Here is a 20,482-nt window from a genome sequence, read left to right on the forward strand (position 1 = left end):
TTTCCTTAAATTTTATCTATTTTTAGTGACATTTTGTCATCTTTTTCGCTAAATTGATACAACAAATCCTCGCAAGGATAAGAGATACATTTTTCTTTATAATCTTTTTTTGAATTTTGTTTTATTTTTTCTAGCATTAAAGGAAGTTCTTTCTTAATCAAAAGTTTTACCGGAATTCCCATGCCATGATTTAAGTTTTTAATAAATTTTCCATCAACTTGAGATTCTTTAGTAACAGAACACAAAGTTACATCAAAACCAAGTTTCTCAAGCTCTTCATAGAACATAGTTTTTTCTTTTAAAGAAACATACTCATCATATAACGAATGATAACTTATAAAGCAAGTTTTTAAACATTTTGATTGTTCTAAAAGATGATCTTCCTCTAAAAGATTTCGAATTTTTCTTCTTGCGGGAGAAAAAAAACGAGGCGATGAAGAATTACTTGTCCAAAAAGTTTTTGTCGAACAATGTGTTTTAATATGATGGAAAAAATCAAAAGTAGAAAATTCACTACACTGCATAAAATCTATTTCCTTTCCAAAACCTACAACTCTCCATAAAAACTTCGCGTATGCAGAATTATCCAACACTCCATCTACTAACCAAGGTGCAATCTTAGCCGCCAAATGTGCTAAATATCCCCCATGAGAACTACCTATCATAATAACGGGTATACCCCCCCCCATAGTATCAAAAGGAGCATGTTTTTTAAGGTAAAGTGTGACATTTAAAAGATCTTGAGCTTGCATGATCCCAAAATTTTGATACTCGTTTTTTGTCGGTTGCAAACTCACATGCAAATTTAAAAAATAATTTGGTGTAAAATTACCTTTTTGCTTGCCTTGGACAATGCTATAGTTAATAAAATGAAAAATTTCACTCATTTGTTTATAGTCTTGAATTTTATCAACATCATAAGGAAGCTTGATATCCGCAGCTTCACAACTTGCTTTTAAAATAAGCTTGTCTATATCATCTAAATAAAAAGTTGATCCAGTTTGAGGACGATTGCCAATACAATGATAATTTACTCCAACTACAGCAGTATTAAATTGCCTTACCATATAATCACCAACATATTGGATCGATGATATATCATCACCCATACCTTGCACCACAAACACCAAGGCTTCAGGTGTTTTTTCATCATCATACCAAAGCTTAAATTCAAGCTTTGATTCTCTTTTTATACCAAGCTCTACATCATCACAAGAGTCAATCTCATAAGCTTTGCTCACTATCATTACATTTCCCCTATTAAAAGATAAGTTTTACTTGCTAGGTTTTTAAAATTTTCATTCTTACTTAAGATCACACAAGCTTTATTGCTAGAAGAGCTTGTAAAGTCTATATTTTCTAAATCTTCATGGCTTTGATTGGCTGCGTTGATGATAGCATTTTTGCTTGCTTCATTACTTGAAATTCCCATGAGTATAAAATCCGCTCTATCTATAAAAACAAGTTTTAAGCATTCTTTATCATCGCCTACGCGAAAATTTACTTCTTTTGTGCCATTGAAATTGCCAAGATCGACATTTTCAACCCCACTTACATTACTCATCGTTTTTATAGAGCTTAAATGATCATTTTTTAAAGTATAAATGCTTATGTCATTGATCAAAGTTTTAAGGTTGTTTAAAGACTTGCTAATCTCCGCTTCATCCTTGCTTGAACTCATTTTTGGTAAAGCAATAGCGGCTAAAATTCCTAAGATAACAATCACAAAAACAAGTTCTAATATGGTAAAAGCTTTTCTCATCTATATCCTTGAAAAATTTTTATTTTTAGGGCTTAAAATATCTTCTTCTACACTTACAAATTCCTTTTTTTCATAAGCATCAACTGCGGCTCTTGCTATCATCAAAGCATTATCAGAGCAGAATTTTAAAGGAGCTAGTTTTAAATTTGCATTATATTTTTGACATAAATTTTGCAAACGCGAACGCAAGTTAAGATTTGCACTCGCTCCACCTACAACGCCAAAATTTTTAAATTTATAAAGATTAAAAATTTTTTCTAATTTATCCATGATATGATCACAAGCTGTATTTTCAAAGGCATAAGCTATTTCTGCTTTTATATCATCGCTTAAATTTTTATGCTTTAAAATTTCTAAACGCACTGCATTTTTAAGCCCTGAAAAACTGAAAGCGAGTTCTTTAGAATGCTTTAAAGGTGTGTTAAAAGAGATATTTTTAAGTTTGGCATTTTTTGCTAAATTTTCTATGATAACCCCACCAGGATAACCTAAATTCATCATTTTAGCCACTTTATCAAAACTTTCTCCAAAGCTATCATCATTTGTGCTTGCTAAAAGCTCTAAGTTTGCATCATCTTTAAGATAAAGCACCATAGTGTGCCCACCACTGACAAGCAAAATTCCCCTATCTAAAGAAATTTTTTCTTCCAAAAAAAGACTATAAATATGACCTTTAAGATGATTTATAGGGATTAAAGGTAAATTTAGAGCACTTGCTAAGGTTTTTGCCATAGAAATTCCACTGAGCAAAGAAACACTAAGTCCAGGCTCATTTGTCACAGCTATGGCACAAAGATTTTTAAAATGCTCTTTGCATTGCGTAAGTATCTTTGGTAAAGCCTCGCTATGAAGCCTTGCAGCAAGTTCAGGCACCACTCCTCCATAGATACTATGATCTAATTCTTGGGAAATTTTTTTATGAAATTTACATTCTAAGGTATTTTTATCAATGATAGCTATAGAACTATCATCACAAGAACTTTCTATAGCTAGGATAAGATTTTTCATTCAAATTCCACTAAAATAGAACCTAAGAATTTATCTTTTGATCTTGCCATTTTAAGAGTGTTTAAATCCAAATTTTTAGCATTTTTGATCAACTTGCTATTGGTATTTGCTTCTAAAAGTTGTTGCAAATTCGCCCCTCTTAACTCATAAAATTCCACTCTATAAATTTTACCTGCCATATCTAAAGAATATTGTGTTTGCATATTTTTTTTATGAACTAAAATACCACTTTCATCTTTTGAGTGATCAAAGCCTATGATATTTACGCGCACATTAGCTATCTTTGGAATAAGAAAATTCTCTTTTACTTTCACCTTGGTTCCAAAAGGAACGGTGGTTTCATTGCCATCAACTTGAAAAGTTACCTCATTAAAAGCATCGCTAAATTCTAAATACTCAGGATATAATCTTGTTTGAAAACGATTGCCATACTGGATATAAAAAGAATTTCCTTCTGCGATAATAGCCGTAAGTTCATTGCTTGTGTTATAATTTAACTCTTTATTTACCGGAAAAGGCACATAGTTGATAAGCTTTCTTGGATTTTTTAAAGAAAGTAAAATTCTATCATCAAAAAGTTTTACTTCAAGCTCTTTATTTATGACTTTATCAACCCCTTGTGGAGTGAGTTCAAAATCTCTACTAAATTCAATTCCTGCAGTTTTTAAATAATTTTCAATTGCCAAAAGATGATAATAAGCTCTTAAATTTACAGGCAGATTTTTACTCGCTTCATTTGCAAAAGCGGCTTTGTGATTTGAAATCACAAAATAAGTCAAAGCTTTAAGCATTTCCATATCGCCAAGCTCTTGGGTTTTGGTGTTTTTAAGATGATAAGCATGCTTTGGATCAGCAAGCGAAGAATTGACACTATTTACGGTTTGAGTGGCAATATTTTCAAGATCAGGGTATTTGCTTGCATTGATTTCACTTGTGTCAATCACGCTTGAATTTCCCCAACGCTTAGGATTTTGCATCGCATCGATATAAGTAGGTTTATAAAAACCCCAACCATCGTGAAGATTGATCACCATACTAACTTCAGGAAGTAAAATAAGCTCTTTAATGCGTTGCACAGTTTTATAATCAGGATCCTTTGGGCTAATGCTTGCAAATTTACGGTTTAAATCCCCATTATTCCCACGCGAACGCTTGATAATGCTATCAAAAGCTAAATTTGGAGCCACTATAATCTTACCCTTGGTGATATTATAATCACTCAAAAGCAAACTTGCCGCATGAAATCCACCAGGCTCATCACCTTGAATTCCACCAAAAATTAAAACTGTATTATTATCATCTAGACTTTTTCCATTTTCTCCTACGCTAAAGTCTAGCTCTAAAGCAAAAATGCTTGTTATAAAAAATAAAATTGTTAAAAAAAATTTCATTTTAACTCCTTAAATACTCTCTTGTTTTAAAATCATACTCAAAAACCTCTTCTATACTTGAAATTTTAGGCACTCCAAAATGATCAAGGGCTTTAAAAATGCATTTAGTGATACCTAAAAATCCACTTTTATTTTCTAAAAAATTATAAACACCAACTTCATTAGCAGCATTGATGATAACACCTAAATTTGGCTCTTTTAAAAATGTATTTTTAAGCTTAAAAATAGGATATTTTTTTGTGCTGATTGGATGAAATTTTAAAGCAGGCATTTTGCTAAAATCAACAGCCTCTAAAATAGGCGTATCTTGTTTTTCAAATATAGCATCTGAAATAGCTAGTTTCATATCTGCTTTTGAAAAATACGCCGTGCTAGCTCCATTTTTAAATTCACACATTGCATGCACTAAAGATCTTGGTTCTATTAAAGCATCAATTTCTTTAAAATCATATAAATGATAAGCCTCTATAATCTCAAAAAGCTTATTTGCCATAGTCGCACTATCTATAGTGATCTTTGCTCCCATGTTCCAATTAGGATGTTTTAAAGCATCTTTGACACTGACTTGATTTAAATCTTTGATTTTATACCTATAAAAAGCTCCACCACTTGCTGTGATATAAAGTTTTGCTATATTTTTTTTACCTTCGAGTAAAAATTTTAAAGCTGCATGCTCACTATCAACGGGTAAAAATTTAGCCCCTTTCAAAAAACTCCCAGCTACTACAAGACTTTCTTTGTTAGCTAAAGCTATGTTTTTGCCAAGCTCTTTAGCCTTTAAAGTGCTTTTAAGTCCTGCAAAACCTACAATGGCATTGAGTAAAAGCTTATCTTGACATTCTGTTAAAATTTGCTCTAAACCTTCTTGCCCTATAAAAACTCTATCGTGTTTAACTAAATGCTTATTTTTTGAATCTTTTATGGCAACAAATTTGGGTTTAAACCTTGCGATTTGCTCATTTAAAAGAGCGATGTTATCCCCACAAGCTAAAGCAGAAATGGGAATGTTTTTTAAAGCAGCAAGTTTAAGAGCATTTACTCCTATACTGCCCGTACTTCCAAAAAGTATCATAAAAAAGTAACCATCACAAAAGCAGCAATGATCACTGCATCGATTCTATCGAGCACGCCCCCATGACCAGGGATAAGATCTCCACTATCTTTTACACCTGCTTCTCTTTTAAAATAACTCTCAAACAAATCTCCAATCACTGCAAAAATCGCTACAAAAAACGAACAAAGTAAAGAAAGCCAAAAACTATAAACAAAAATTCCCAAAATAGTTCCAATAACACTCGCACAAATCAAGCCACCTATAACACCTTCTAAGGTTTTGTTTGGACTTGTTGGAGAAAAAGGAGTTTTACCCATAAGTTTTCCGATAAAATACGCCCCACTATCGCAAGCTGCAACGATAATGATAAGCCAAAAAAGCGCAAACATACCCTGATCTAAATACACTTGCCAAAGTGCTAAAATAGGCAAACTAGGATAAATATAAATAAGAGCTGGTTTTAAGGAAGCCTTTTTATAAACCAAATATCCAACGACTAATAACAAAGCTAAAATCCCAAAAAGCAAAGCTTTATGCGATAAACTTCCCAAAATAAAAGCTATAGCCAAAGGGATAATAGAAATATTTTCTAAAGCAAAAAGTTTTTTTGCTTCACTAAAAGATAAATACAATAAAACCGCAAAAACGATAAAATTGATAAAAAATTGATCAATCAACGCGATAATAATAATAGCCCCTATCATCACAAGAGCTGAAATAATTCTAGTTGTATTAAACATATTTTTCCTTATATACTAATATCTAGGCGATGAATGCTTTGTGCGTCTTTAAAATTTGGATCTTTAGACTCATCTTCTTCATTTTTCTCATCATCGCTGGTTTTAGCTTCTTGATTGTGTTTTTTCTTTTTTTCTTCTTGTTCGGCTTTTTCTTTGATCTCTTCTTTGATTTCATGAGTCTCATTGACTTTTTCAAGCTTGTTTAAAGTTTTTTCTTTTTCATTAAATTCAGCCATATTTAGCGTAGCTGCAAAACCTTCTTTTGCAAGCTCATTGCTTGCTTGTGTAGCTGGATAAGCCATATTCTGATTTATATAATTGATATTTCCTAAAGGGCTAACTGGCATTTTAATCCTTTGTGATATTAATACTTTTAAAATTTGTATAATTTACAAACGCCTTTTGCTGAACCTTAACAAAATTTTTTAAGGTATAATCGACCCAATACGAACCTTTCTTTAACTTAGAAAAGCTTACACAAAGCCTTGCAGCAAATTCTATCACATCGAGGCTGATTTTTTGCTTGTTTGATACAATCAAAGTATGTGCGCTAGGAATATCCCTTACATGAAGCCACAAATCATCTTTTTTAGCATTTTTAAGTAAAAATTCATTGCCTTTTTCATTTTTACCCACACAAATTTTAAACTCATTGTAATAAAAATTTGCCACAAGATCTTCTTGTTTATAATCTTGATTTTTTTTGCTATTTTTTTTAGGTAGTAAAATTTCAAGCTCTATCTCACTCTTAGCTTGAAGCAATAATTCTTTCAAACTCAAGGTAAAATCTAACTTTTCTTTTAAATTTTGCCTTTGTATGTTTAAATTTTTAGCTTTTTGTTCTAATTTTTTGGCATTTTTATAATATAAATTAGCGCTTCGCTTAGGACTAAATTCAAGCTTAAATTCAAGCTCTTTGCCTTCAAAATCATCAAGCTTAAATTCCCTTTCATAATCTTTTAAAACACTCAAATTTGCAAACAATACATCAGCCCTTTTTCTGTATTCTAAAGCTTTTAAGAGTAAAGAATTTTCTTCATCTAGACTAGAAAAAAGTTCTTGTAAATTTTGTATTTTTTTATCTACTTGTGCAAGTTTTAAATTTTTTATTTGTTTGATTTTACTCTCATAAATGCTTGTAAATTTGCGAGAAAAATAATCTGCAAAGTCTTTGATTTCCTCAAAATTTTCATCCATTTTATAAGGCTTTAAAGGCTCTAAAATCACATTAGGTTTTACAACACGATAACTTTTATCAATGTGTCTTAAAGCCTCTATGATCAAATCTTTTTCATCTGTAAGAATAACATTGGTATTTTTACCCGTAAATTCAAAATAAATCTTGCTCTCATAGCTTTTATAAGCCTTATTAGCTTTTACACTAAAACATAAAATACGATTGCCTTCAAGGACTTTAACTTCCTTTATAAAAGCATTGCTAAAATACTTTTTAAGCATAAAATCAAAAGGTGCATTATAATTTTTTGCATTAAATTTAGCCGTATAAATCGCACTCATTGCACGAGTGAGATCAAAAATAAATCTTTCTCTATCAAAGCTTAATTCCAAAATATTGTCATTAATACGCTTGATAAAATCGATTTTTTTAAACTGAGAAAAAAAAGTTTGCAATTGTAAAAGTTCTGTGTATTTCATAAAAGAAATTATAAAATATTTTGGCGAATTTGTGGTAGAATTACATTAAAAAAGGAAATTTGTGCAGCTTAATGAGCTAAATTGCGTGATTTTATGTGGTGGCAAATCTAGTCGTATGGGACAAGATAAAAGCAAATTGATTCTTAAAAATCAAAATTTAACTCAATTTCAAGTAGAGAAATTTTCTAAAATTTTTAAAAATGTCTATGTGAGTGCAAAAGAAGACAAATTTGAAAACCATTTTAGCTTGATAAAAGATTCTTTAGAATTTGAAGTTTACTCTCCTATGCTTGCGCTTTACTCTATACTTTCAAATTTTAAAAATGAATTTGTTTTTGTTTTAAGTGTAGATAGTCCTAAAGTAGGTGAAAATGAGCTTTTAAAAATGCTTCCTTTTTTAGAACAAAACTATAAAATAATCATAGCAAAAACCCCTTTGCATAAACATCCCTTATGTGGCTTTTATCACAGCTCTTTAGCTCAAACTTGTAAAAATTTCTTAGAAAAAAATGAACAAAAAATAGGACTTTTATTTTCTGAGATTAAAACCAAATTTGTAGAATTTGAAGATGAAGATGCTTTTTTAAATCTTAATTTTTATGAAGAATATGAAAAATTTAAAAGCGAGTTAAAATGAGAAAAATTGCTTTATTTTTAAGCTTATGCGTTTTTATATGGGCTAGTGATTTACAACAAGCTTTAGAGTATGAAAAACAAGGCGATTATAAAAAAGCTATGGAAATTTACAAAAAACTCGCTTTAAAAAATTCATCTGTTTTGATTTCTCAAGAACAAAATAACTCAAGCCAAGCAACACAAATGCAAAATTCTATCACTATAAAAAAAGAAGAAAAACAAGACTTTTCTCGCTTAGCTTTGGCTAATTATCTTGGTGAAAATGAAAGCTTTAATCCCCTTGGCATTAGCTCTTATAAGATGAATTATTTTTTACCTTTTACTTATAGTTTTAATTCTTTAGGAACAAATAATAATAAGAGTGAGGCGAAATTCCAACTTAGTGTTAAAAAAAGACTTTTTGAAAATTTACTAGGACTAGATGAAAAATATTATATAGCCTATACTCAAACTTCTTGGTGGCAAATTTATGAGCATTCTTCTCCTTTTAGAGAAACCAACTATCAACCAGAATTTTTTATAGATCTTCCTTTATATCTTAAAGATTATGAATTTTTTAACAATCTACGCGTAGGTATATTGCATGAAAGCAATGGCAAGGGAGATGAGAATTTACAATCTCGCTCATGGAATAGAATTTATGTATCTACTGCTATTTTATATAATAAATTTTTATTTGTTCCACGCCTTTGGTATAGAATTCCTGAAAACAAAAAAGATGATGATAATCCTGCCATCTTGCATTATATGGGAAATTTTGATGTGAATTTAGCGTATTTAGGTGATGATTATTTTATCAATCTTATGCTAAGAAATAATCTTAAATTCCACAATAACAAAGGCGCTATACAAGTTGATCTAGGATATGATATTTTTAATAACGGAATTTATTGGTATTTACAATACTTTAATGGCTATGGAGAAAGCCTTATAGACTATAACAAACACTTGCAAAGACTTTCCACTGGATTTTTGATTTCTTACTAAAATATCCTTTATAGTTTTATCATTTCTTAAAACAAATTTCATTACAATTTCATTTTTGATAATTATTATTACTATAAGGAAAGATTTGTTTTTTAAGCATATATTGAGTTTAAAAGTGCTTATAGCTTTACTTTTATTCTTTGGAATGATAAGTTTATTTATAGGAGTTATCAGTATCAATGTAAAAGATATTCTTAATCTTAACTCCACTCAACTAGAAATCATAACTCTCACAAGAATTCCTAGACTTATAGCGATTTTACTCACAGGAATGAGTCTTAGTATATGTGGGCTTATCATGCAACAACTCACGCAAAATAAATTCGTTTCCCCAACTACAGCAGGGACCATGGATTGTGCTAAATTTGGCATACTTATTTCTTTAATATTTTTTACTGGAGCGTCTTTTTTCACTCAAGCTATCATTGCTTCTATATTTGCACTTTTGGGTTCTTTTATATTTATCCAAATTTTAAGAAAAATCAAACTCAAAGATGTGATTTTTGTACCTTTGATAGGCTTGATGTTTGGAGGTATTATTAGTGCTATAACCACTTTTTTTGCCTATGCTTTAAATTATATACAAAATATCCAAGGTTGGCTACAAGGCAGTATGGCAAATGTTATACAGGGAAATTATGAATTGCTCTACATTTCTTTACCACTTTTTATACTTGCTTATTTTTTAGCTCATAAAATCACCATAGTTGGCATGGGTGAAGATATAGCTTTAAATCTTGGAATTTCTTATAATGGTATATTATTTTTAGGCTTAATGATTGTAAGCATTATCACTAGCTTAGTGATTGTAAGCGTTGGGATTATCCCTTTTTTAGGGCTAATTATCCCAAATTTAGTAGCTCTTTATCTAGGTGATAATCTTAGAAAAAATCTTATCTATATAGCACTTTGTGGAGCTTTGTTTTTACTTGTTTGCGATATCATTTCAAGACTTGTTATCTTTCCTTTTGAAATGCCTTTAAGTATCACTACAGGTGTTTTAGGGTCTTTAATCTTTATCTTTCTTTTACTAAAAAGGAAAGTTTATGCGTAAAAAAATGCTAATTTTAAGCTTTTTAACACTTAACATGATAGGGATTTTTATATTTGTGGGTTTAAATGGCTTTGATGAGTATGCCTTAAAAAGTCGTTTTTTACAAATTGCGGCTATTATTATAGTAGCTATTTGTATCGCTGTTTCAACAGTGATTTTTCAAACTTTATGCAATAACAAAATTCTAACCCCTGCTATCATAGGATTAGATTCTTTATATATGTTGCTTCAAAGTGCTCTTATCTTTTCTTTTGGTGCGGCTAATTTAAGTGTTTATAAAAACGATATCAATTTTTTAATCACTCTAGTTTGTATGGTGGTTTTTTCACTAGGACTTTATAAGATTTTATTTAGTAGTGATAGAAGTATTTATCTTATCATGCTTTTAGGTTTAGTTTTTGGAACACTTTTTAGCACTTTAAGCTCTTTTTTTGAAGTACTAATCGACCCTGATGAATTCATGGTAATACAAGGAAGAATGTTTGCTAGTTTTGATAATATTGCTTTTGATGTTTTAATTCTTGCTTATATTATTAGCTTTTTAAGTTTTATATGGATTTTTCGCTATATGAAATTTTTAGATCCTTTAAATTTAGGCAAAGATTTAGCGATAAATTTAGGGATAAATTATCAAAAAATTTCAAAACAATTGATGATTATCATAGCTATTTTAACTTCTATTAGCACCGCACTTGTAGGTCCTATAACCTTTTTAGGACTTTTAGTAGTAAATATCACTTATGAGCTATTTAAAACTGCAAAGCATAGTATTTTGCTAAGCGCTTGTATACTTATTAGTATTTTGGCTTTGCTTGGAGGGGTGTTTTTTGTCTCTAGAGTTTTTGATTATAATGCCACTATAAGCGTGGTTATTAATTTCTTAGGTGGGATATATTTTATCTATCTTGTATTAAAGGGTAATAAATTATGATTAAACTAAAAAATATCACCAAATTTTATGATAATAAAGTCATTATTTCAGATCTTAGCCTTGATTTTCATAAAGGCAAAATCACTTCTATAATAGGAGCCAATGGCGCTGGAAAATCCACTCTTTTAGCTCTAGCAAGTCGTTTGATAAAACCTAGTAGTGGAGAAATTTATATCGATGGAATGAATTTAAAAAATTATAAAGAGCAAATCTTAGCACAAAAAATTTCCATTCTCAAACAACAAAACAATATCAATTTAAGATTAAAAGTTGAAGAATTAGTCGCTTTTGGGCGTTTTCCGCATTCTCAAGGAAGACTTAATACAAACGATAAAATCAAAATCAATGAAGCTTTAGAATACATGGAACTTAGCAACTTAAGAAATGAATTTTTAGATACATTAAGCGGGGGACAAAAGCAAAGAGCTTTTATAGCCATGATCATCGCTCAGGATACTGAATTTATAATGTTTGATGAACCTTTGAACAATCTTGATATGAAGCATAGCGTACAAATCATGCAACTAATGAAAAATTTAGTCAAAGACTTTAACAAAAGTATAGCTGTTGTATTACATGATATTAATTTTGCTTCGATTTATTCTGATGAAATCATAGCCTTAAAAGATGGGAAGCTTTTAAAACAAGGCTCAAAAGATGAAATCATCAATCAAGAAAATTTAAAACAAATTTATGATATGGATATACCCGTAAGTCAAATTAATGGTAAGAAAATTTGTATTTATTTTTAAAAAGGAGAAAATATGAAAAAATCTTTAGTTTTTGCATTTTTTGCATTTTTTTTAAGTCTAATCTTAACAGCTTGTAATTCAAACTCAAATGAAAACAACGCAAGTTCTACAACAAAAACCAACACTGCTACGGTGAAAGTTTTACCTATCAGCATGAGTGATGAGGGTGATAGTTTTTTAGTGAAGGATAGTCTAGGAGAAAATAAAATCCCTAAAAATCCTTCTAAGGTAGTGATCTTAGATCTTGGAATTTTAGATACTTTTGATGCTTTAAAATTAAACGATAGAGTCGCAGGCGTTCCTGCTAAAAATTTACCAAAATACCTACAACAATTTAAAAACAAACCTAGTGTAGGTGGAGTACAGCAAGTTGATTTTGAAGCCATTAATGCTTTAAAACCTGATCTTATCATCATTTCCGGACGACAAAGTAAATTTTATGATAAATTAAAAGAAATAGCTCCAACTTTATTTGTAGGTCTTGATAATGCAAATTTTTTAAGCTCTTTTGAAAACAATGTCTTAAGCGTTGCAAAACTTTATGGTTTGGAAAAAGAAGCTTTGGAAAAAATTTCAGATATTAAAAATGAAATTGAAAAAGCCAAAAGTATAGTTGATGAAGATAAAAAAGCTCTTATTATTCTTACAAATTCTAACAAAATTTCAGCCTTTGGTCCTCAATCTCGCTTTGGGATTATTCACGATGTTTTAGGGATTAACGCAGTAGATGAGAATATAAAAGTAGGCACTCACGGTAAAAGTATCAATTCTGAATTTATATTAGAAAAAAATCCTGATTATATTTTTGTTATTGATAGAAATATCATTGTAGGCAACAAAGAACGAGCGCAAGGCATACTCGATAATGCGCTTGTCGCTAAAACCAAAGCAGCACAAAACAAAAAAATTATCTATCTTGATCCAGAATACTGGTATTTAGCAAGTGGAAATGGACTAGAGTCTTTAAAAACTATGATTTTAGAAATCAAAAACGCTGTAAAATAATACAACCTCGCAAGGGCTAGTCTCTTGCTTCGATACTTAATAAAATACTTGGGATTTTCAAGAAAGTTTTAGTGGCGGACAGAGAGGGATTTGAACCCTCGAGACCCGTTAAGATCTGCACCCTTAGCAGGGGTGTGGTTTCAGCCACTCACCCATCTGTCCAATAAAGTAAAGTATGATTATACAAAAAAATAAATAATACCTAGCTTAAAAAGCTAGGAAAAATCAAAGGCTAAGATAAGCCAAAAGCAAAGTTACAACAACCCCTACTCCAAGAACTGCAAATTGTTTACTTCTATCTTTTTTATTTGCAAACAAAGTAATCATAAGCCCTGAAATATAAAGCATAAATAAAGTAATACCAAAACCTACGCTAAGCACAGAAAAATACCAAGCACCCTTATCTTTATGAAGCATAATCATATCTCCAAGTAAAGATCTTGTTTTTAAGGTAATATTGTATTCATTAGTAGAATTTTGAGTTATATTAGCACTATAATGAGTTCCACCTATTGTTATACCTTTATCTTTACTTTTAATTATATTTGTATTAGATGGTACTTTTAAACCATTTGTTTTTAAATACTCTATTAAAGCTTCTCTTTCTTTACCACTTTCTATAACTTTTGACAATTGATACTGCTCAACTTTTAAGCCCACATCTTGATTAATACCAAAAATATACGCTATACCCGTTAAAGCAAAAAGCAAAGCACAAGGCAAAAAGAACAAACTAAGATAGATATGAACCTGTCTAAACAATTTATTTTTATTGATCATTTTAACTCCTTTTTGATTATCAAAATTTGTGATATTTTGACAAAACAAAGTGAAGCAAAAGTGAATTTTAAATAAAAAGTTTATATTTTTTAAAACAAAGAAAAGAAAAAGCCCTATGATTATAGGGCTTAAGAATTATTTTTTATCAATCACTTGATAATTATAAGGAGCAAGCTCTTTATCATGCTCTAAAAGTTCTTTTGGAGGATTGCCATTAACATCTTTTTCATCTGCATAGTAACGCTCTCCAGCTTTATGATTATTAACATCTACCTTATAATAAAGCTCTCCTGGATTAAATTTTTGAATATCTTCAAAACCTAAATTTGAAGTTTTAAAATCTTTAATTCCATTTGCCGCTGCAATTTCTACAAGTTTAGTTTGTCCCATTCTTGCCATATCAACAGCTTGCAATAACATTCTTGAAGCTTCGCGAGGATTATGGAAACCAGTTGAGTTTTCAGCATTAACAAAATCCGCTCTCATTTGAGCTTTACGATGAAGTTCTAAAACTTCTTTTAGCTCTTCGCTAATTTTTTTCGCATCAGCTTTTCCATCGCTTTGGAATTTTTCCATATTGCCTAGTTCATCGCGTAATTTTTTAGTATCCATAATCAAACTAACAATTGCATACTCTGCAGTTCTTTGATCATGTGCAACGCTGTTTTGTATGTCAAGCACTTGAGCTTTTAAATAATCTTCACTTTGTTTATGACAAGACTTACAAGCAGAGTTAATATCTCTTAAAGGAGAAGTGATATTGTGTTGAGTAACCTTTTTAGCTCCTTCTCTAACATAAGGCATATGACAATCCACGCAACTTACTCCATTTGCAGCATGCACACCGCCACTATAAAGTTCACTTTCTGGATGTTGAATTTTAATAATTTGCGCTCCTGTTAATTTATGAGTAAAATCAGCTCCAAATACTCCACGAACTTTATCATAATAATCATCTAGCATTTCAATTCTAAATGGTTGTCCTTTTTTCCACTCACTCCAAGGAAAAGTTAAAACTATACCATCGGTTTCAATCTCTTTAACTTTATTGCCATCTCTCCAAAACTCATACTCATCATAATTTTTCTGAGTTCCATTCCACCATTTTTTAGAACTATCATCTACAATAGTTTCACCCATTACTTTTACTTTTTCCCCTGTTGGTTTAAAATAGTATTCAACATGACATTGAGAGCAAACTAAAGTTCTCATTTCTTCTCTTGTAGCTTTTACGCCTTGTACTGGATCTTTTTCATATCCTCTAGAAACTAAAGCATTAATAGCTGCTGGACGAGTAAGTCTTAAACTCATATCATTTGGATTGTGACAATCTGCACAAGTTACACCCATTCTTTTACCACCATGTGGGCCTGCATGTTCAGGTGAATTTTCTACTATACCATCAACAGCTGGGATATTTTTAATCATAGTCCAATAATTTGTAGAGTTAAAAGCAGTAAAATCTCCTTTAGCAACATTTTTTATAAGCCATGGAGTCCATCCACTATGACAATTCATACAAGCTGCAGGTTGACCTTTAAAAGCAGCAAGTCCATGGGCATTAAGAAAATCTTTGTTGTTTCTTGCTGTTTTCATTTGATCTACTTGAACCCAAAAATGCCCTCTTTCTTCATTGAAATCAAGACTAAAAGGATATCCTGCCCAAAGTATGGTTAATTGAGGAAAGCGAATTAATTTTGAATAAGCTAAATTACCACCAAATTCAGTAGCCTTAGGCTCTTCTTTTTCAACCGTTAAATACATTTTTAGTTGCTCTGGAAAAACCTTACCCCATTTTTCAAAATTTGGATCATCATCGCTAAGCAAAGAAAAATCAGCATTTGCTGCAATGGCATTTTTATTTGCTTCATCTTCTTTTTTTTGATTGATATCATTATTTAGCCATAAAACTCCCGCTATAAGTAAAACCAAAACGACAATACCTAAGCGTAAAATATTTTTTTTCATTCATCTTCTCCTTATTAAATTCCGTGTTTATGTCCAACATCTTTATGACAAGAAGCACAATTTAATGACTTGTCTGCATGTGGATTTGTTGTAGCATTGATAGCTGTTTGAGCAAAATCTGCATGACAGCGTATGCAGTTTTCTTGCACCATTTTTCTGCTTTTTTCAGTCGCACTCAAATTTGTAGGCAACTCATCAAGTTTAAAAGTAAAAGCATAAGCATGTCCTAAACCACTTTGCGCTTTAGCTATCCACTTAGCTACAAAATTATGTGGCAAATGACAATCCACACAAGTTGCTCTTGGTTCGCCTTTGACTTTTTGAGAGTGTGGTCCTGCCATGTATTCGTTATAAACTTCATTCATAATATGGCAGTTATTACAAGATTCACTTGCATTGCTTAAATAAGATGTGCCCTTAGCGTTATAAAAAGTATAAAACCCAACCGCAAAGAAAACAAAAAGCAAAACAAGAAAAATAGTAAAAAGATTCGAAGTTTTCTTCAAAATTTTCCTCCTTAAAATTATCATTTCTTAAAATCTTCAATGAAACAACAATGTCACAGAATTTCCCAGAAATAAATTTTGTGATTCTAACATAGATGAATTTAATATAATTTTAAAGATATATTTACTCTTAATTAACCTAAAAAAATTTAAAACTTTTATTCAATAATTTCAAAATAAATGATAAAATACAACTAAAAAAGGAAAAATTAATGCAAACAAGTCCTGATATGTTTATCAATCGCGAACTTTCTTGGCTTCGCTTTAATTCTCGTGTTTTAGACCAATGTTCTAAAAATTTACCCTTGTTAGAAAAATTAAAATTTATAGCTATATATTGCACTAATTTAGATGAATTTTATATGATACGCGTCGCAGGCTTAAAACAACTTTTTTCAGCTGGAGTTAATGCAAGCAGTAGCGATGAAATGACCCCGTTACAACAATTAAAAGCCATACGCAAATATTTACACCAAGAAAAAGAACTTTTGGAGCGTTATTTTAATGAAATCACAAGTGAATTAGAAAAAGAAAATCTTTTCATAAAACATTATGAGAATTTAGATGAAAATTTAAAACAAAAATGTGATGAGTATTTTTTCTCTAATATTTTTCCTGTTATTGTTCCAATAGCTGTTGATGCTACTCACCCTTTTCCGCATTTAAACAACTTATCTTTTTCACTAGCGGTTAAAATTTGCGATAAAGCGCATCCTGAACTTGTAAAATTTGGAATGATTAGAATTCCAAGAGTTTTACCTCGTTTTTATGAAGTAAGTGCAAATATTTATGTTCCTATAGAAAGTATAGTCCATCAACACGCAGAAGAAATTTTTCCAGGCTATAAACTCTTAGCTTCAGCAGCATTTAGAGTGACTAGAAATGCAGATATGATAATAGAAGAGGAAGAAGCTGATGATTTTATGATGATTTTAGAACAAGGCTTGAAGCTTCGCAGAAAAGGAGCTTTTGTAAGATTGCAAATTCAAAAAGATGCAGATGAGCAAATCGTAGAATTTCTTAATACTCACATGAAAATTTTTCATAAAGATGTTTATGAATATTCTATTTTACTCAATCTCCCTAGCCTTTGGCAAATCGCAGGAAATAAAACCTTTACGCATCTTTTAAGCCCACTTTACACGCCTAAAACTTTACCACCTTTTGATGAGAATTTATCTATTTTTGATGCTGTAGAAAAAGAAGATATACTCATTATACAACCTTTTGAAAGTTTTGATCCAGTTTATAAATTTATCAAAGAAGCAAGCAAAGATCCTGAAGTAATTTCCATAAGAATGACACTTTATAGAGTTGAAAAAAATTCCAATATAGTTCAAGCTTTAATTGATGCTGCAAGCGATGGAAAACAAGTAACTGTGATGGTAGAATTAAAAGCACGCTTTGATGAAGAAAACAATCTTCATTGGGCAAAAGCTTTAGAAAATGCCGGAGCTCATGTTATTTATGGCATTACAGGTTTTAAAGTCCACGCTAAGGTTTCTCAAGTCATACGCAAACAAGGAGATAAACTTAAATTTTATATGCATTTAAGTACGGGAAATTATAATGCAAGCAGTGCTAAAATCTATACTGATGTGAGTTATTTTACAAGCAAAGCAGAATTTGCAAGAGATACGACAAGCTTTTTTCACATCTTATCGGGCTTTAGCAAAAATCGTCGCCTTCAAACTCTTTCAATGAGCCCAAATCAAATCAAAGAAAAAGTTTTAGAAATGATACGCATTGAAACAAGCAAGAAAAATGAAGGTGTGATTGTAGCTAAAATGAATTCTCTTGTAGATAGTGATATCATACAAGCGCTTTATGAAGCAAGTATGGAAGGAGTGCAAATCGATCTTATCATACGCGGAATTTGTTGCTTAAAACCTGATGAAGAATACAGCAAAAACATACGCGTTAGAAGCATCATAGGAAAATACTTAGAACATGCTAGAGTATTTTATTTTAAACATAGTGAGCCAAATTATTTTATATCGAGTGCAGATTGGATGCCAAGAAATTTAGAGCGTCGCTTAGAACTTATGACTCCTATATATGATGAAAGAAGTAAAGCTAAATTAGCTCAATTTTTACGCTTGCAACTTAGTGATAATGTTTTAGCTTATGAGCTTAAAAACAATGGAGAGTATGAAAAAATTCCTTCTTCTGAAAAAATCATAGATTCTCAACAAACCTTAGAAGAATATGTAAGTAAAATTTATAAAACACTTAAAAAAGATACAGATCAAAGTCGTGCAACGCACTTAGCTTCCAAACTTTTTAAGGAAAACTAAAAGTTTTTAGGGTTTTACACCTTAAAAACTTTAAACTATGAATTTTTATTAATCTTCAAATTTCAATAAACATTGATTTAAAACTGGTGGAAGCGAGGGGAATCGAACCCCTGTCCAAAAATAATCCCACAAAGACCTCTACATGCTTAGCAAAGATGACTACTTCACCCTACTTCGCTCATCTTCCAAAACTCAAAAGCAAGGCTAAGACTTTATTTCACCTCAACGCTTGTCAAACGCAAGGCTACACTATCAAAAATGACCGAAAATTAAGCTAGATAGTATGACTTAAATTTCAGGCTCAACTGAACTTACGCAGCTTTAGCGTAAGCAGGAGCGAATTTAACGTTGTTTGCGTTTAATTTTATTTGGGCTTTTTACGCTTTGCCCAAAGCGACATGCCATCTAAGCAGACTTACTCCTGTCGAAGCCAAGTCGCTCCCTTATTTAGAAATAATATTTGGAACATTAACAATTAAAGGATTAAAAACCGCTAAAACAGAATCATCATTTTCATATGAACGACAATATTTTTCAAACTGATCACTCATCAAAAGCATCCAATCCGTAAATTCATCACTAGCAGGCCCATTAAAGCGATTTGCTTGCGCCATCATCTCTTCACAAAATACACAAAAATCAGTCACTTCTTCAAGATTTAAGCGTCTTGCTGCCCAAGCGGTATTGTGTGCTAAAGTTTCAAGCTCTTTTATGGCTTCTTTATAACGCACACTATCGCTTCCAAGCTTGATGATTAAAGGTTCAAACCTATCGCACATGGTTCTAAAAAATTGTAAAAATTTTTCTATATCGTCAATTTCATAATCTAATTCTAATTTTGTTAAAATTCCCATTTTTAAACCATAATCATTAAAGTTTAATGTAAATTCTAGCAAATTTTAGCTAAAATCTTATTTTAATTTTTCCAAAATATAAGCAAAGATATGGATAGAATAGTAGAAATAGAAAAATACTCCTTTGATGAAACTTACGAAACTTCGTTGCGTCCTTCAAATTTTGATGGTTATATAGGTCAAGAAAGCATTAAAAAAAATTTAAATGTCTTTATAGCTGCAGCCAAAAAACGCAATGAATGTTTAGATCATATACTTTTTAGTGGTCCTGCAGGACTTGGAAAAACAACACTAGCTAATATCATCTCCTATGAAATGAGTGCAAATATCAAAACAACCGCCGCTCCTATGATAGAAAAAAGCGGAGATTTAGCCGCTATTTTAACCAATCTTAGCGAAGGGGATATACTTTTTATCGATGAAATTCATCGCTTAAGTCCTGCTATCGAAGAAGTGCTTTACCCTGCAATGGAGGATTACCGCCTTGATATTATCATAGGTAGTGGTCCAGCTGCTCAAACCATAAAAATCGATTTACCAAAATTTACTCTTATAGGGGCTACAACGCGTGCAGGTATGCTTAGCAATCCTTTGCGTGATCGTTTTGGTATGCAATTTAGATTAGAATTTTACAAAGATAGCGAACTTGCCCTCATCTTGCAAAAAGCAGCTTTAAAACTTAATAAAACTTGCGAAGAAAAAGCCGCACTTGAGATCGCTAAAAGAAGTCGTTCAACCCCTAGAATAGCTCTAAGGCTTTTAAAAAGAGTTAGAGATTTTGCCGATGTTAATGATGAAGAGATTATCACAGAAAAAAGGGCTAATGAGGCCTTAAATTCTTTAGGGGTTAATGAGCTTGGTTTTGATGCGATGGATTTAAGATATCTTGAACTTTTAACCGCTGCTAAGCAAAAACCTATCGGGCTTGCAAGTATTGCTGCGGCTTTAAGTGAAGATGAAAATACCATAGAAGATGTAATCGAGCCTTATTTATTAGCTAATGGCTATATAGAACGCACTGCAAAAGGGCGTATAGCAAGTGCAAAAAGTTATAGTGCTTTAAAACTAAACTATGAAAAAACTTTATTTGAGGAGTAAATT

At 31.1% G+C, this 20,482-nt stretch carries 20 protein-coding genes, 1 tRNA gene and 1 other RNA gene; 8 read left to right on the top strand and 14 right to left on the bottom strand.

Features of this window, described 5'->3' with window-relative positions; translation table 11 throughout:
- Nucleotides 1-5 precede the first annotated feature (5 nt).
- From FBF02_RS06565 to FBF02_RS06600, 8 genes are read right to left on the bottom strand one after another with little or no spacing between them, the layout of a single operon-like run.
- Nucleotides 6-1,247, bottom strand: coding sequence for a DUF2920 family protein (locus FBF02_RS06565; protein WP_002858295.1), 1,242 nt, complete (start codon nucleotides 1,245-1,247; stop codon nucleotides 6-8).
- Entirely contained in the window at nucleotides 1,247-1,762 is a 516-nt protein-coding gene (locus FBF02_RS06570; RefSeq protein WP_002858355.1) for a prepilin-type N-terminal cleavage/methylation domain-containing protein, read from the bottom strand. The genes FBF02_RS06565 and FBF02_RS06570 overlap by 1 nt, the downstream gene beginning before the upstream one ends.
- Nucleotides 1,763-2,770 carry a tRNA (adenosine(37)-N6)-threonylcarbamoyltransferase complex transferase subunit TsaD gene (gene tsaD / locus FBF02_RS06575; RefSeq protein ID WP_002858276.1) on the bottom strand — a complete coding sequence of 336 codons (1,008 nt, stop codon included), beginning with the start codon at nucleotides 2,768-2,770 and terminating at the stop codon, nucleotides 1,763-1,765. It lies immediately after the preceding gene.
- Nucleotides 2,767-4,161: a M99 family carboxypeptidase catalytic domain-containing protein gene (locus tag FBF02_RS06580; protein ID WP_002915833.1), complete on the bottom strand. Its 1,395-nt coding sequence runs from the start codon at nucleotides 4,159-4,161 to the stop codon at nucleotides 2,767-2,769. Before FBF02_RS06580 ends, tsaD begins: the two co-directional genes overlap by 4 nt.
- Before the next feature lies 1 nt (nucleotide 4,162).
- Nucleotides 4,163-5,233 (bottom strand): 1-deoxy-D-xylulose-5-phosphate reductoisomerase, encoded by a 1,071-nt coding sequence (dxr, locus tag FBF02_RS06585; RefSeq protein WP_002853864.1) that lies wholly within the window; start codon nucleotides 5,231-5,233, stop codon nucleotides 4,163-4,165.
- Nucleotides 5,230-5,955: a phosphatidate cytidylyltransferase gene (locus FBF02_RS06590; protein WP_002858027.1), complete on the bottom strand. Its 726-nt coding sequence runs from the start codon at nucleotides 5,953-5,955 to the stop codon at nucleotides 5,230-5,232. Before FBF02_RS06590 ends, dxr begins: the two co-directional genes overlap by 4 nt.
- Nucleotides 5,956-5,963: 8 nt before the next feature.
- A complete protein-coding gene (locus FBF02_RS06595; protein ID WP_002852397.1) occupies nucleotides 5,964-6,302 on the bottom strand; it encodes a hypothetical protein in 339 nt (112 codons plus the stop codon).
- 1 nt (nucleotide 6,303) lies between these two features.
- Nucleotides 6,304-7,611: an NFACT family protein gene (locus FBF02_RS06600; protein WP_002858307.1), complete on the bottom strand. Its 1,308-nt coding sequence runs from the start codon at nucleotides 7,609-7,611 to the stop codon at nucleotides 6,304-6,306.
- A 61-nt stretch (nucleotides 7,612-7,672) separates the two neighbouring features.
- On the opposite strand from FBF02_RS06600, the gene FBF02_RS06605 reads away from it, so the two are divergent.
- From FBF02_RS06605 to ceuB, 6 genes are all read left to right on the top strand, one after another.
- Complete coding sequence (locus tag FBF02_RS06605) at nucleotides 7,673-8,248, top strand: molybdenum cofactor guanylyltransferase (RefSeq protein ID WP_002858185.1); 576 nt, start codon at nucleotides 7,673-7,675, stop codon at nucleotides 8,246-8,248.
- Nucleotides 8,245-9,234, top strand: coding sequence for a phospholipase A (locus tag FBF02_RS06610; protein ID WP_002858083.1), 990 nt, complete (start codon nucleotides 8,245-8,247; stop codon nucleotides 9,232-9,234). Before FBF02_RS06605 ends, FBF02_RS06610 begins: the two co-directional genes overlap by 4 nt.
- Before the next feature lie 85 nt (nucleotides 9,235-9,319).
- Nucleotides 9,320-10,288 (top strand): ABC transporter permease, encoded by a 969-nt coding sequence (locus tag FBF02_RS06615; RefSeq protein ID WP_002858230.1) that lies wholly within the window; start codon nucleotides 9,320-9,322, stop codon nucleotides 10,286-10,288.
- Nucleotides 10,281-11,219, top strand: a complete 939-nt coding sequence (locus FBF02_RS06620; RefSeq protein ID WP_002854141.1) for an iron chelate uptake ABC transporter family permease subunit — start codon at nucleotides 10,281-10,283, stop codon at nucleotides 11,217-11,219. The genes FBF02_RS06615 and FBF02_RS06620 overlap by 8 nt, the downstream gene beginning before the upstream one ends.
- Nucleotides 11,216-11,971: an ABC transporter ATP-binding protein gene (locus FBF02_RS06625; protein WP_002858409.1), complete on the top strand. Its 756-nt coding sequence runs from the start codon at nucleotides 11,216-11,218 to the stop codon at nucleotides 11,969-11,971. The genes FBF02_RS06620 and FBF02_RS06625 overlap by 4 nt, the downstream gene beginning before the upstream one ends.
- Before the next feature lie 12 nt (nucleotides 11,972-11,983).
- A complete protein-coding gene (ceuB, locus tag FBF02_RS06630) occupies nucleotides 11,984-12,976 on the top strand; it encodes an enterochelin ABC transporter substrate-binding protein CeuB (protein ID WP_002856494.1) in 993 nt (330 codons plus the stop codon).
- A 72-nt stretch (nucleotides 12,977-13,048) separates the two neighbouring features.
- Here the strand turns inward: ceuB and FBF02_RS06635 are convergent.
- From FBF02_RS06635 to nrfH, 4 genes are all read right to left on the bottom strand, one after another.
- A tRNA-Ser gene (locus FBF02_RS06635) sits at nucleotides 13,049-13,138 on the bottom strand.
- Nucleotides 13,139-13,201: 63 nt separating this feature from the next.
- A complete protein-coding gene (locus tag FBF02_RS06640; RefSeq protein WP_002855904.1) occupies nucleotides 13,202-13,756 on the bottom strand; it encodes a membrane protein in 555 nt (184 codons plus the stop codon).
- 135 nt (nucleotides 13,757-13,891) lie between these two features.
- Nucleotides 13,892-15,724: an ammonia-forming cytochrome c nitrite reductase subunit c552 gene (locus tag FBF02_RS06645; protein WP_002858075.1), complete on the bottom strand. Its 1,833-nt coding sequence runs from the start codon at nucleotides 15,722-15,724 to the stop codon at nucleotides 13,892-13,894.
- A 14-nt stretch (nucleotides 15,725-15,738) separates the two neighbouring features.
- Nucleotides 15,739-16,254: a cytochrome c nitrite reductase small subunit gene (gene nrfH / locus FBF02_RS06650; protein WP_010891930.1), complete on the bottom strand. Its 516-nt coding sequence runs from the start codon at nucleotides 16,252-16,254 to the stop codon at nucleotides 15,739-15,741.
- Between the two features lie 164 nt (nucleotides 16,255-16,418).
- On the opposite strand from nrfH, the gene FBF02_RS06655 reads away from it, so the two are divergent.
- A complete protein-coding gene (locus tag FBF02_RS06655) occupies nucleotides 16,419-18,527 on the top strand; it encodes an RNA degradosome polyphosphate kinase (RefSeq protein WP_275451263.1) in 2,109 nt (702 codons plus the stop codon).
- An 84-nt stretch (nucleotides 18,528-18,611) separates the two neighbouring features.
- Here the strand turns inward: FBF02_RS06655 and ssrA are convergent.
- Nucleotides 18,612-18,970: a transfer-messenger RNA gene (ssrA, locus tag FBF02_RS06660) on the bottom strand.
- Nucleotides 18,971-19,381 (bottom strand): hypothetical protein, encoded by a 411-nt coding sequence (locus FBF02_RS06665; protein WP_002783915.1) that lies wholly within the window; start codon nucleotides 19,379-19,381, stop codon nucleotides 18,971-18,973.
- 90 nt (nucleotides 19,382-19,471) lie between these two features.
- On the opposite strand from FBF02_RS06665, the gene ruvB reads away from it, so the two are divergent.
- Entirely contained in the window at nucleotides 19,472-20,479 is a 1,008-nt protein-coding gene (gene ruvB / locus FBF02_RS06670) for a Holliday junction branch migration DNA helicase RuvB (RefSeq protein WP_002856258.1), read from the top strand.
- The last annotated feature ends 3 nt before the right edge of the window (nucleotides 20,480-20,482 follow it).

It is taken from the genome of Campylobacter sp. CFSAN093226, from assembly GCF_012897595.1.
Lineage (GTDB): Bacteria > Campylobacterota > Campylobacteria > Campylobacterales > Campylobacteraceae > Campylobacter_D > Campylobacter_D jejuni.

Excerpts from the sequence above, each read along its gene's own strand:
- FBF02_RS06590 (WP_002858027.1), bottom strand. The coding sequence starts at position 5,955 with ATGTTTAATACAACTAGAATTATTTCAGCTCTTGTGATGATAGGGGCT.
- dxr (WP_002853864.1), bottom strand. The coding sequence starts at position 5,233 with ATGATACTTTTTGGAAGTACGGGCAGTATAGGAGTAAATGCTCTTAAA.
- nrfH (WP_010891930.1), bottom strand. The coding sequence starts at position 16,254 with ATGATAATTTTAAGGAGGAAAATTTTGAAGAAAACTTCGAATCTTTTT.
- FBF02_RS06620 (WP_002854141.1), top strand. The coding sequence starts at position 10,281 with ATGCGTAAAAAAATGCTAATTTTAAGCTTTTTAACACTTAACATGATA.
- FBF02_RS06625 (WP_002858409.1), top strand. The coding sequence starts at position 11,216 with ATGATTAAACTAAAAAATATCACCAAATTTTATGATAATAAAGTCATT.
- FBF02_RS06600 (WP_002858307.1), bottom strand. The coding sequence starts at position 7,611 with ATGAAATACACAGAACTTTTACAATTGCAAACTTTTTTTTCTCAGTTT.
- FBF02_RS06665 (WP_002783915.1), bottom strand. The coding sequence starts at position 19,381 with ATGGGAATTTTAACAAAATTAGAATTAGATTATGAAATTGACGATATA.
- FBF02_RS06595 (WP_002852397.1), bottom strand. The coding sequence starts at position 6,302 with ATGCCAGTTAGCCCTTTAGGAAATATCAATTATATAAATCAGAATATG.
- FBF02_RS06565 (WP_002858295.1), bottom strand. The coding sequence starts at position 1,247 with ATGATAGTGAGCAAAGCTTATGAGATTGACTCTTGTGATGATGTAGAG.
- tsaD (WP_002858276.1), bottom strand. The coding sequence starts at position 2,770 with ATGAAAAATCTTATCCTAGCTATAGAAAGTTCTTGTGATGATAGTTCT.
- FBF02_RS06580 (WP_002915833.1), bottom strand. The coding sequence starts at position 4,161 with ATGAAATTTTTTTTAACAATTTTATTTTTTATAACAAGCATTTTTGCT.
- FBF02_RS06645 (WP_002858075.1), bottom strand. The coding sequence starts at position 15,724 with ATGAAAAAAAATATTTTACGCTTAGGTATTGTCGTTTTGGTTTTACTT.
- FBF02_RS06570 (WP_002858355.1), bottom strand. The coding sequence starts at position 1,762 with ATGAGAAAAGCTTTTACCATATTAGAACTTGTTTTTGTGATTGTTATC.
- ceuB (WP_002856494.1), top strand. The coding sequence starts at position 11,984 with ATGAAAAAATCTTTAGTTTTTGCATTTTTTGCATTTTTTTTAAGTCTA.
- FBF02_RS06640 (WP_002855904.1), bottom strand. The coding sequence starts at position 13,756 with ATGATCAATAAAAATAAATTGTTTAGACAGGTTCATATCTATCTTAGT.
- ruvB (WP_002856258.1), top strand. The coding sequence starts at position 19,472 with ATGGATAGAATAGTAGAAATAGAAAAATACTCCTTTGATGAAACTTAC.
- FBF02_RS06610 (WP_002858083.1), top strand. The coding sequence starts at position 8,245 with ATGAGAAAAATTGCTTTATTTTTAAGCTTATGCGTTTTTATATGGGCT.